This window comes from Flavobacterium sp. XS2P24 (genome assembly GCF_030010285.1).
GTDB classification, from domain to species: domain Bacteria; phylum Bacteroidota; class Bacteroidia; order Flavobacteriales; family Flavobacteriaceae; genus Flavobacterium; species Flavobacterium algoritolerans.
Genome location: NZ_JASCRU010000023.1, coordinates 35,761 through 47,493 on the forward strand (window position 1 = coordinate 35,761; position 11,733 = coordinate 47,493).

Annotated in this window: 10 protein-coding genes; 2 read left to right on the plus strand and 8 right to left on the minus strand. The window is 35.5% G+C overall.

What is annotated here, in order from left to right; translation table 11 throughout:
* Window positions 1–7: 7 nt before the first annotated feature.
* Both lipB and QLS31_RS12980 read right to left on the minus strand, forming a co-directional pair.
* Entirely contained in the window at window positions 8–727 is a 720-nt protein-coding gene (gene lipB / locus QLS31_RS12975) for a lipoyl(octanoyl) transferase LipB (RefSeq protein WP_282744204.1), read from the minus strand.
* Window positions 728–834: 107 nt separating this feature from the next.
* Complete coding sequence (locus tag QLS31_RS12980; RefSeq protein ID WP_282744206.1) at window positions 835–1,560, minus strand: hypothetical protein; 726 nt, start codon at window positions 1,558–1,560, stop codon at window positions 835–837.
* 292 nt (window positions 1,561–1,852) lie between these two features.
* Here QLS31_RS12980 and lysS point away from each other — a divergent pair, with 292 nt between their 5' ends.
* Window positions 1,853–3,562 carry a lysine--tRNA ligase gene (gene lysS, locus QLS31_RS12985; RefSeq protein WP_282744207.1) on the plus strand — a complete coding sequence of 570 codons (1,710 nt, stop codon included), beginning with the start codon at window positions 1,853–1,855 and terminating at the stop codon, window positions 3,560–3,562.
* 160 nt (window positions 3,563–3,722) lie between these two features.
* Here the strand turns inward: lysS and QLS31_RS12990 are convergent, their stop codons facing one another.
* The 6 genes from QLS31_RS12990 to QLS31_RS13015 all read right to left on the minus strand — a co-directional run bounded on the left by QLS31_RS12990 (window position 3,723) and on the right by QLS31_RS13015 (window position 10,876).
* Window positions 3,723–5,246 carry a DUF4394 domain-containing protein gene (locus QLS31_RS12990; protein ID WP_282744208.1) on the minus strand — a complete coding sequence of 508 codons (1,524 nt, stop codon included), beginning with the start codon at window positions 5,244–5,246 and terminating at the stop codon, window positions 3,723–3,725.
* 206 nt (window positions 5,247–5,452) lie between these two features.
* On the minus strand, window positions 5,453–6,412 hold the full coding sequence (locus QLS31_RS12995; RefSeq protein WP_282744209.1) for a transporter: 960 nt from the start codon (window positions 6,410–6,412) through the stop codon (window positions 5,453–5,455).
* 160 nt (window positions 6,413–6,572) lie between these two features.
* On the minus strand, window positions 6,573–7,613 hold the full coding sequence (locus tag QLS31_RS13000) for a cytochrome c peroxidase (protein ID WP_282744210.1): 1,041 nt from the start codon (window positions 7,611–7,613) through the stop codon (window positions 6,573–6,575).
* Between the two features lie 58 nt (window positions 7,614–7,671).
* Complete coding sequence (locus QLS31_RS13005) at window positions 7,672–8,454, minus strand: MbnP family protein (RefSeq protein WP_282744211.1); 783 nt, start codon at window positions 8,452–8,454, stop codon at window positions 7,672–7,674.
* Between the two features lie 136 nt (window positions 8,455–8,590).
* Window positions 8,591–8,965 (minus strand): hypothetical protein, encoded by a 375-nt coding sequence (locus tag QLS31_RS13010; RefSeq protein ID WP_282744212.1) that lies wholly within the window; start codon window positions 8,963–8,965, stop codon window positions 8,591–8,593.
* 96 nt (window positions 8,966–9,061) lie between these two features.
* Complete coding sequence (locus QLS31_RS13015) at window positions 9,062–10,876, minus strand: hypothetical protein (RefSeq protein WP_282744214.1); 1,815 nt, start codon at window positions 10,874–10,876, stop codon at window positions 9,062–9,064.
* Window positions 10,877–11,107: 231 nt separating this feature from the next.
* Between QLS31_RS13015 and QLS31_RS13020 the strand changes: the two genes are divergently transcribed.
* Window positions 11,108–11,569, plus strand: coding sequence for a hypothetical protein (locus tag QLS31_RS13020; RefSeq protein ID WP_282744217.1), 462 nt, complete (start codon window positions 11,108–11,110; stop codon window positions 11,567–11,569).
* Window positions 11,570–11,733 lie beyond the last annotated feature (164 nt).

Consider the following 11,733-nt stretch of genomic DNA (forward strand, 5'->3'; position numbering starts at 1 on the left):
TTGTAGATTAATGATTTTTGATTGCAGATTTCTCAAAAGTCGCTTCAAAAAGAATGGAGAAATGTTTCAGGATTTTTTCTTTGACATCTTCTTCATTAACTTTTTCTACGCCAAGTTCTACATTTAATGAAGTTACCGCTTTACCGCGAATACCACACGGAATGATATTATCAAAATAACCTAAATCGGCATTTACGTTTAAAGCAAATCCGTGCATGGTAACCCAACGGGAAGCGCGAACACCCATAGCACAAATTTTTCTTGCAAATGGAGTTCCTGCACCTAACCAAACTCCAGTTTCACCTTCGCTTCTGCCGCAAGCAATTCCATATTCCTGAAGAGTAAGAATAATGGCCTCTTCCAGAAAACGCAAGTATTTATGAATATCAGTAAAGAAATTTTCTAAGTCTATAATTGGATACCCTACAATTTGCCCCGGTCCATGATAGGTAATATCGCCACCACGATTGATTTTGTAGAAAGTTGCTCCTTTGGCTTCCAATTGTTTTTCAGATAAAAGCAAATTACTCAAGTCCCCACTTTTTCCCAAAGTATAAACGTGTGGATGCTCCACAAAAAGAAAGTAATTTGGAGTTTCTAAGTCAAGTTCTTCTCTGCGATTTCGAATTTTCAAGTCTACGATTCCTTTGAACAATTCTTCTTGGTATTCCCAAGTTTCCTTGTAATCTTTGCTTCCTAAATCTTGAAGTTGGATGGTTTTATTCATTTGTCATTGCTAGGAACGAAGCAATCCTATTTCGTCCACTTATTTTTGAATTGCAAAGGTACAAAGTTTTTAAGAAAAGTTACAGAGAAGAAAAACTTCCAATTAAGTTACTCTAAAACAACTTCCAGATTCGTACTCTCAGGATTTACCAAACAATCCGCTATTAAAAATTGTAATTCCAATGATTTTCTATCTTCACTGATTTTTGCATTCAAATTGGATACTGACTTTATTTTTCTGGGAAAATGATATTTTAGAACATAAGGCTGTGTGATTTTGAATTTAGAAACTTGCGTTTTATAACCTTCAATCTTATCCTGCTGTTTTTTTAGCTCAACTGCATCGGTAACTTTCACTATTCTTTTAAAAAGACTTCCGTCAAAAACATAGTTTACACTATAATAATGTTCTTCGGCAACCAGTGCGTAATTGTTTTCTATATCATCCGCATATTCCTCGGTTTTGTATAAATCGGCAACATTTTCTATTTTACTGAAGTTTTGAGTGATTGCTGTGCGGAATTCTTTCTCGAAAGAACTTTTCTTGCTATGTACTTTTACCGTAGCAAATTTTTGAAAAATGGCTTTTTCAAATGCTGGCAATCTGGAAAAAGTTTCGGAATGTTTCGCTATCAAATCCTGAAAAACATAAGTGGTATCTCTAAAAATTTCTTCTTTGGAGTAGTTTTCACCCGCTAATTGCATATAACTGTGTTCATCGCGAAGTGATACCATTTCTATTTTTCCGGTTCCGTCTTCGTTTAAATATATGGTTTCTGTGACTTGGCAACTTGTTAAAAAGAATACTAAAAGTAGTAAAGCGTATTTTTTCATTTGGTAATTCCGAGTATTTATTGGTTTTCAAATATACATGATTTGTACTATTTTTCACGCTGTTTTGAAAAAGAAAAAATAGTTAAATAGCCCCGATAGTCCCGAAGCTTCGGGAGGCATCCTTTTTTTCTTGTTTTTTATTCAACAAGAAAAAAAGATAGAACGAATAGCGGGACAAGTTGTCTTGAAAAACAAAATTATCTGCGCCAAAAAACTAAAACCCTTTATGTATTGCTGTCTTTGCAACTTTAGAACTTATATAGTATCTTTGCCCTCTTAAAATCAGAATATAATGGCATTATCCGAACAAGAAACTCTACGTAGAGAAGCACTTACAGAATTACGCAATTTAGGCATCGAACCTTATCCTGCAGCCGAATTTATCACAACCGCATATTCTAGCGAAATCTTAGCCAATTTCGAGAAGTACGAAGGAAAAGAGGTTGTTTTAGCAGGACGTTTGATGGGTAAACGTATCATGGGAAAGGCGTCATTTGCGGAATTGAAAGATGCTGAAGGACGTATTCAAGTATATGTTTCCAGAGATGATATTTCGACTGATGAAGAAAAAACAATGTACAATGTGGTTTTCAAAAAACTATTGGACATTGGCGATTTTATTGGGGTTCGCGGAACAGTTTTCAAAACGCAAGTTGGCGAAATCTCGGTTCATATTTATGGTTTGACGGTTTTGGCAAAAGCCTTAAAACCTCTTCCTGTAGTAAAAACGGATGCCGACGGAAAAACGCACGATGCATTTGCTGATCCGGAACAAAGATACCGTCGTCGTTACGTGGATTTAACGGTGAACGATCACGTGAAAGAAACGTTTATCAAAAGAACAAAATTGTTTAATGCAATGCGTTCGTTCTTTAATGACAAAGGATATCTTGAAGTTGAAACCCCAGTTTTACAACCAATTCCTGGGGGAGCTGCAGCGCGTCCTTTTATCACGCATCATAACTCGCTTGACATGCCATTATACATGCGTATTGCAAATGAGTTGTACTTAAAAAGATTGATTGTTGGTGGTTTTGAAGGAGTTTATGAGTTTTCGAAAAATTTCCGTAACGAAGGAATGGACCGTACACACAACCCTGAATTTACTGCCATGGAAATATATGTAGCCTACAAAGACTACAACTGGATGATGAAATTTGCCGAGGACCTTTTAGAACATTGCGCGATTGCCGTAAATGGAACTTCAGAAGTGACTTTTGGAGAACATACCATCAATTTCAAAGCGCCTTACGCACGAGTTACAATGACTGATTCTATCAAACATTTTACAGGATTTGATATTTCAGGAAAAAGTGAAACAGAGCTATTTGATGCTGCCATAGGCATGGGAATTGACGTGGATAAAACCATGGGTAAAGGAAAATTGATTGATGAAATCTTTGGCGCTAAATGCGAAGGAAATTATATTCAACCTACTTACATTACAGATTATCCAAAGGAAATGTCACCATTGTGTAAGCAACATCGTGATAATCCGGAATTGACAGAACGCTTTGAATTAATGGTTTGTGGTAAAGAAGTTGCGAACGCTTATTCTGAATTAAACGACCCAATTGATCAAAGAGAACGTTTTGAAGACCAAATGAGATTGTCTGAAAAAGGAGATGATGAAGCCACTGGAATTATCGATGAGGATTTCTTGAGAGCTTTGGAATACGGAATGCCTCCAACATCCGGTATGGGAATTGGAATGGACCGATTGATTATGTATTTGACTAATAATGCTTCTATTCAGGAGGTATTATTGTTCCCGCAAATGCGACCAGAGAAAAAACAAGTTCAAATTGAATTAGAAGAAGACGAAAAATTAATTATTGATCTTTTGAAAGTCAATGAAAACCAAATGGAATTTGGTCTTTTAAAAATCAAATCAGAATTGAGCGGTAAAAAATGGGACAAAGCCATGAAAAATTTATCTTCTTTAGGATTGACAGAAGTTGTCGTGAATGGTGACAGTAAAGCGTGTCGATTGAAAGAATAAGTTTATTCAAGTATAAATTTAAAAAAAGGAGCTTCAATTGAAGCTCCTTTTTTTATAGAATAAACTAAAAAATTACAGATGATACCTGAATACGATGTAATCACATAAAAAAGCCGGCTCTAAAAAGAGCCGGCTTACTAATTCAAATAAAACCTTACGATTAAAATCCTAAACCAACAGCCATTGCTGTAGCTTGAATATTTATATCAGAAACCTTAGTTGCAGCACCCGTTGCCATATTAATACTGTATACAGAAGTAACACTGTTTACTTTCAATAAAGCAAAAGCAGTAGCACTATTTCCACCAATATCAAATCCGCTATCAGCATCAACATTTACTCCTAAATTTCCAATAGCAACTAATGTCCCATTATTTGGTGGGTCTTGACGGAATAACATATCCGTTTGTGAGTCAATTACAAACAAAGCTGTTGTAGTTGCTCCAGCAATATTATTTGTATATGCAGCACCCGTTATAAATGGTGTTCCAGGATTTAAATTGCCATCAACTGCTACTACTGTTCCCAAATCTGGGTGTAAACGTAGGTTTTGACCTGTATTACTTACTAATCTTATTCTGTCCACCGTTGGATTAAAATCAAAACCAAAAGCTGTACCTGATAATCCAGGCACTAATGTTGAACCAACTACTGTTAATGCTCCACTTGCAGTATTCACAGAAAACAACCTGCTTTGATTTGAGATCGCATACAATGCTCCATTTGCTGGTCTAAAATCTAAACCTACAATACTTTCGCTTGCAGCTAAACCAGTTAATGCTACAGAATTATTATTCCCGCTTGTAGGATTAAAACGAACCAACATATTTCCAGTAGTTGTTGCATAAGCGATTGGATTAGTCTTAAATGCTAAACTTATTACAGGAGCAGTAAATTTACCAACATCAACGGCTTTTCCTGTAGTTAAATCAATTGTATATAATGTGGATACATTAGCATTGTTTGTTACAGCAAGAGCAGTAGAATTATCCGCTAAAATATCCATATCTCCTACACCTTGAAAGTTAACTCCTAAGTCACCAACAAGTTGAAGCGTTCCGTCGTTAGGCGGCGTTTGCATGTATAATTTATCTTGTTCAAAATCAATGTCATACAACATAGTTGCTGTAGCTCCCGCCATACTATTAGTATATGCCACAGCACCAATTTTAGCATTTGCACCACCATTAATAATACCATCAGTTACCACAACGGTTCCTAATTCTGGATGCAATCTTAAATTTTGACCTGAATCTGTTACCAAACGAATTCTATCTACTGTAGGATTAAAATCTAATGAGGCATTACCTCCCGCAAGTACAGGCGAGAAAGATGCTGCGCCTAGTGCCGTTGCCACTCCGCTTTTTTCATTGATAAAGTAAAGACGGCTAGAAGAACCTAATCCATACAATTGCCCAGTTGCAGGTCTATAATCAATACTTACAATAGTCTCTGATGCAGCCAAACCAACAATTGGAGTAGTTGAAGTTGGAGTTCCTAAATTTCTCGCATTGAATGTAAGAATGGTGTTATTACTCGCTAATGCTGTAAAATTTACATCCGGTGCTATAACAGCAGGCGTCATCATATCATTGTTATCATCATTGCATGAAATTGCGGTAAAAGATAACAGTGCTAGTCCAAAAATGGTAGCAAATCCTAAATTAAGTTGTTTGTTTTTCATCGTTTATTTATTTAGTTATGTTATTACATACGAAGCGTACTTCATTATGGTTTTAAAATTTTGAAAAAAAATTTCAAATAACTATCTAAATTGAAACGGATTATAAGAACAAAAAGCTCCTTCAAATTGTAGCGTATAAAAAGATTCCGATCATTTTGAGAACATAATAGTGATAATTAAAAATTTCTTTAAATTCTTTTTTTACTTTACAAACTATAGTTAAAGTTGACACTCCATCGATAATTTGCTTCAACATTGCCGCCAGTAAGGTTTTGATTGATAGGTAACATTGCATTAGCTCCAAAAGAAAGTCTTTCCTTCCCTACTTCGAAACCAACTTTCCCAAAAAGAACATCACCGTTTGTATTTCTTAATTTTTGATTGTACTGGTAATTGCTTTCATAAACTTCCCCTGCAAAACCAAGTTGTGGAACAATAGAAAAGCTATTTTTCTCGTATAAATAGAAAAAAGTTCCTGCATAATTGAACTGATTTCCAAAACGGTAGTTCTTTTGATTTTTCGTTTTTATCACATAATTCAGCATAGAGTTCAAACCAAACTGTTTTCTTTTTACGACATATTCAGTTGCCAAAAGATAATCCCAACTTCCTGTTCCTACTTGAAAACTTGGGTTTATACTTCCGGAATTTGCTTCATTGAATTTTCCGGTTGGCGCTTTTATTCCTGCTCCCAATTGTAACGTATGTACCAAAAAAGTGCTGTCTTTATGCGTTTGATACAAACGATACATCGCCAAAACTGTGATGTCGCCAATTCCCTTGATGTTTTTATTGCCTGTTGCCGTTTCTCTTTCATGAAAATGATACGGTAGTAATGCCGAAACCTGAACTCTTTCACTAACCGGAATTCGGCCCCAAACCTGAACAGTATTGAAGTTTTCTTTGTACCAAGGCGAATTGCTGTACAAGCCATCCATGGATTTGTATTGTTGCTTGAAATACCGAATTCCGACGAAGTTAGAGTTCAACATCGAGGCGAATCCCATGCTTCCGCCACTGGCGGAGCAACCACAGGCATCGCAAAAATCCTCTTCTTCAAGCAAGGAATGGTATTTTATAAATGGGTTTATGGTGTTTAAACTGTCTTTCTCAGTGGCGTTTGCCAATTGAAAAAGTAGTAGTAATAGTAGTGTATATTTTTTCATGTTTGTTGTTTTTAGCCCTGATGGAAACGGAAAGCCCGAAGCGGAAAAAGCTTGTTTTTCTTGTCCTGAAAAAGCGACCAAGGGAAGCTCTTTTCAGGACATAGAAAAACGGCTTTTTTAGCGAGGACTTGTAGTGTACAGCAGGAAATAGCTTCTGAAATTAATATTCGGAAAAGCGTTTGTCCGTTAGGTATTGCGTGTCTGTCAGTGTTTTTAGAAAAGCAATTATTTTTGATTTTTCGGTTGCTGTTAAAGGAATTCCAAGCGACCCATTTTTATTTAAAATTGGGTCTAAAGTAGCTGAATTGACTACCCCAGAATTGTAATGTTCCAAAACGGCTTCTAATGAAAATAAGCGACCGTCGTGCATATAAGGCGCTGTTTTTTCTATATTTCGAAGACTTGGCACTTTGAATTTATACTTGTCCTGAGGCAACTCAGTAACACGGAAACGACCAACATCTTTGTACGCGGGATCTACTGGCAAACCATTGTTTCTAAAAGAATTATCGGTAAATAAATCCGTGGCGTGACAACTGGAACATTTCTGGTTGAAAATTGGATAACCGTCCCGCTCGTCTTGAGTGAGCGTTCCTCCAGATTCATTACGACGATACTTATCAAAACGGGAATTAGAGGAAGTGATCATCACCATGAATTGCCCCAAGGCTTTTAGCATGTTTTCGGAATTAATTTGTCCATCAGAAAAAGCCACTTTGAATAGCTTTTGGTACTCTGAATCACTTTTCATCATCGTGATGGCTTTGGCAAAATCGCCATTCATTTCGATAGGACTTGTAAACGGAATAATGGGTTGCAAATCTAAATATGATGTTGCTCCATCGTACATAAAAGTGGTTTGATAGGCCAAATTCTGGATTGGTGGCGTGTTTCGCATTCCTATGGCATCATCTACACCGTGGCTCAAAGTATGTCCGTGATGCGTAAATGCATCTTCCTGAATGTGACAAAATCCGCAAGAAACAATCCCATCTGAAGCTAATCGACCGTCATAGAAAAGTTTTTTTCCAAGTTCAAATCCTTTTTCGGTGGGTGGATTATTTGCCAGATTGTATGCCAATGGCGGGAAATTTGCCGGAACCTGAAAGTCCAAAGGAACGTCCTGATAATCCTCTTTTTCATCAGTTGAACAAGACCAAAGCAACGGAAAAATGAGCAATATGATATATTTTGCTTTCATTTTATTTTATTTTAAAAAGCGGTCAGACTTTGATATCCAACCGCTACTAGATTAAAATTTAGTCGTTATGAACGTGGTCTATTGTAAACATAGAGGAAACATTAGCGGTAACTAACGCCAATTTTGCGCCACCCATAACGGTTGCAGATTCTGAAAAATTGATTTTATTGGTTCCATCAATAAGTTGAGACAAATCAGCCATAATATGAACTTGAGGTGTAATTGTAGTTCGTACCAAAGCATTTTCAGGAAAATCTAAAGTAACTTCAGTGTAGTTATAATCCGTTCCCGTCTGTCCAGTATGCACTTTAAACTCTTTCGCAGTTGTTACCGTAGGAGCTGTAAAAGAACCCTCGAAAGCAACAAACTTATAACCGGCACTCCAAGACCACATCATTCCGGCCGTTTGGGCTATTGCCAAGAAATCTCCTTGACCGGTTGCTCCTGCTTCCCATTGCGTTTTATCAACTCCTATTCCGTATTTTACTTTAGTATAATTTCCGGCAGGGATATTGGAAAGATTCAACGTCAAAGTTGCTGGCGTTGCTTCATCTACAATAAAATAACTTTGGCTTTTTGGGTAGGTAAATGTGGTTCCATCTGCTTTTATCAAGACAATATTACTCACAATGTATTTCACTTTAGAAACCGTAACAACCTCAGCATTAGAATTTGTATAATTTGTATTGAAAGCAAAATTCGCTGATTTGTATACGTTATCGAATTCTAATTTAAGATTTCCATTACCGGTAATCGTTTCATTATCATCATCATTTGAGCAAGAAAATAAGGTAACTGAGATAGCCATTACAGCTAGTATATTTTTTAATTGAAATTTCATTTCTTTAGGTTTTATTTTAAATATAGGTATTCATTTGCATGCCATTTTTGGACTATTTATTTCCAAAAAAACAGCAAACAGAATCTCGTCCGTTGTATCAAACGGAAGAAAAAAAGCACACTACGTGCCTAAAAATTTAAGAAATGAAAGTGGGTGGGTGAAAAACAGAAGTGCTATTCAAGTGAAAGTATAAATTAGAATAGTATGGGTTTATTTTTTCTTTGGTACCAAAACAAACGGGTACAATTACAAAAGATTTAATTTCCTCAAAAATGAGTACGTCAAGTATTGGAGTAGTTCCTTTTTTATCCGAAGAAAGAGGCTTTTCAGCATCAGAAGCTTTTGCTAATTCTTTCATCAAATGACATTTTCCGTTACATTGCATTTTAGGTTTATCCTTATTGATACAAAGCACTTTTGAGATATATTCATAATTCACGACATACTCTAAAACCGGCAGAATGGGCTTTACAAGCATGATCAATACAATGATGAATATAATTTTTTTCACGGTGCAAATTTACACAATCATTGAGTGATAAAAAATGTTTTTAAATAGAATAATCAGGTAAAAATCATTCTATTTAAAAACAAATATCTGAAGCCTTTATGCCAATTTTAATTCGGGGATTTCAATCTCTCCTAACTCTAATTTATAGGAATTAATTTGACTAAGAAACTCTTTTTTAGCACTTTCAAAAAAAGGAGTTACTAAAAACAAATCTTCATAATAAGCAATTCCCTGCAGTAAATTATTTTTAAATGAATTCCATTTTTTAATTTGCCCCAAAGTTATTTCTTCAGAAACGGATACAATTTCATTTTTCAGATAATCCAAATACATTTTTAACTCTTTCACAAATAGATTTGGTCGATTATTAACCGTCAATACAGAAGTGTTTCCATAAATATGCTGCACCATTTTAGACAGTGAAACTTCTTGGTCAAAATAAGCCATATTGGGTCCTGGACAAATAATTACACCCTGCGCCTGCCCTTTAATTTTAATATCATTTTCAAGATACGAAGCATTGGCTAAACCCACACAAAGACAAGCTTTCTCCGTAATGCTATTTTTCTTTTTTTCGAAAACTTCCGCAGTTAAAATATCTTTTTGTTGTAATAATTCTTCCAGTTTCAAATCTTGGTATTTCTTGGAAGAGGTACAAATTCCTTTTGCATCGTATTCTTTGCTCAACGCCAAAAATCGTTTTGGACATGAACTTCCCGCTTTGCTTTCTTCAATTCGTTTCAATTTTAATTTTTCATTCGTCGTCCCTCGCAACGTATTGAAAGGAATTCCCAACGGTGAAATATGACTTAAATACAAATCATCATCTTTGGCTCCAGCCAATAATGCTCTGGTATGTTTATCTACCGAAGTCGCCTCGGGAACCAATAAAAACGGCGAACCCCAACCCACGGAATCAACTTTATAAGTTTCCAACAGGAAATCATGTTCCTCAGCAGTTCCTACACCGCCTTGAACGGTAATTTTTAAATCCAAAGGCTGTTCCGGAACATGCATTTCTTTTTGTCCCAAGGCTTTCACCATCAACTCATGCGCTGATTGAATCAATTGCTCTTTTTTCTGTTTGAATTCTTCTAGAATTGGTCCCAATAAAAAGCCTTCGGTGGCAAAAGCATGTCCCCCACAATTCAATCCGGATTCGATTCGATATTCAGAAACCCAAAGTCCTTTTTTCGCTAAAAAATTCCCTTGAATCATCGCCGAACGGAAATCGCTCACTTTCAGCGTAATTTTCTTTTTCAGTTTGTTATTCGAATCTGGAAAGAAAGCCGAAAAACTTTCGAAATAGCTGTATAATCTTGGATTCATCCCCGCCGATAAAACTACCGAAGATTCTAATGTGCTATTGACAAACCCTCGCAGGGCAGCATGTGCATCATTGAAAGCAATGGGTAATTGTTCGTCTTTGATGAAATTATCCTTATCCAATTTGGTCATAATATTAACATCTATATCGCCCGGATAAAGATTCTTCTCCAGATAATTTTTGATATTTTCTTTGAAAGTAAAACCGTCTTCCATCACGTTTTGCAACCCTGTTTTAATCTCGGATTTGTTGGGCAGCATGGCGATGTAATTTTCCAAAGCTAATTTACTTTCGGATAATTCCACTTTGAAGTTTTCAAATTTTTCCTTGACGATTTTGTCTACCAAATTCAAATAAGAAGTAATGCGTTCTGCGCGATAATCATGTATTTTTTGGGTAATTTCCTGATAAGGCAAATCGAATTTCTTGCTGTAAAAAGCATTCATTTTTTCGATAAGCTCATCATCCATAATAGAAATTACAGACGATATACCATACTTTGCCACTCGTATCGGACTATCAATCGTATAAGCAAGTCCCATAACCGGGATATGAAAAGTATGAAGTGGATTATTTTTTGTCATGCTAAAATGATTTAATAAATAAACCACAAAAGTCAAGAAAGAAAACTGGATAAAAGCTGATAAATATCATGCTTTAGCATTCACAAAAGGTACTTTTTTGATGCCTTTTACACAAACCATTGCAAGTATAAATATTCACTTACGATTAAAATCAAACGATAAACTTTTGTTAACGATTAAACTTTTCTAATCTATCCTCGTCCTATATGCATAAAACTTAAAACTATACATATGAAAAAATTATTTATCGTTGCATTATTAGTTGTCGGAATGACAAGCTTTGCACAAGAAAAAAAAGCAAGACCAGAGAGAGCCAAAATGGAGCAAATGACTCCTGAGCAAAGAAACCAATTGCACTTGAAAAAGATGACTTTGGAATTAGATTTGAATGCTTCACAGCAAAAAGAAATGAGTAAAATCATTGCAGAACAAAGTGCCAAAAGAGAAGCTAAAATGGCGGAACGAAAAGCAACTAAAGATTCAGTCAAAAAACTTACTTCAGACGAAATTTTTGCTAAAAAAAGTAAAATGTTAGACGAGCAAATTGTTATGAAAGAAAGAGTAAAAAAAATTCTTACTCCAGAACAATATAAAAAATGGGATGATATGAAATCGAAAAGACATCACGGAATGAAAAAAAGAATGATGCAACATAAAGACAGAAAACCAGCAGAAACGGGTGATAAAAAATAATTCGTTCACTTGAAATACTTCATCTTATTTCATAAAAAAAGCCCCTATTTGAACATGCCCCAAAAAGTTAGACACTATTTGGGGCATTTTTTATGGAAAGAAAAGTTAAGTATGATTACGCATTTAAGCTAGAATGCGCAGAATTAGTCTTGAAGAAACATTAT

Excerpts from the sequence above, each read along its gene's own strand:
- QLS31_RS12995 (WP_282744209.1), bottom strand. The coding sequence starts at position 6,412 with ATGAAAAAATATACACTACTATTACTACTACTTTTTCAATTGGCAAAC.
- QLS31_RS13015 (WP_282744214.1), bottom strand. The coding sequence starts at position 10,876 with ATGACAAAAAATAATCCACTTCATACTTTTCATATCCCGGTTATGGGA.
- QLS31_RS13000 (WP_282744210.1), bottom strand. The coding sequence starts at position 7,613 with ATGAAAGCAAAATATATCATATTGCTCATTTTTCCGTTGCTTTGGTCT.
- QLS31_RS13020 (WP_282744217.1), top strand. The coding sequence starts at position 11,108 with ATGAAAAAATTATTTATCGTTGCATTATTAGTTGTCGGAATGACAAGC.
- QLS31_RS13005 (WP_282744211.1), bottom strand. The coding sequence starts at position 8,454 with ATGAAATTTCAATTAAAAAATATACTAGCTGTAATGGCTATCTCAGTT.
- QLS31_RS12990 (WP_282744208.1), bottom strand. The coding sequence starts at position 5,246 with ATGAAAAACAAACAACTTAATTTAGGATTTGCTACCATTTTTGGACTA.
- lipB (WP_282744204.1), bottom strand. The coding sequence starts at position 727 with ATGAATAAAACCATCCAACTTCAAGATTTAGGAAGCAAAGATTACAAG.
- lysS (WP_282744207.1), top strand. The coding sequence starts at position 1,853 with ATGGCATTATCCGAACAAGAAACTCTACGTAGAGAAGCACTTACAGAA.
- QLS31_RS12980 (WP_282744206.1), bottom strand. The coding sequence starts at position 1,560 with ATGAAAAAATACGCTTTACTACTTTTAGTATTCTTTTTAACAAGTTGC.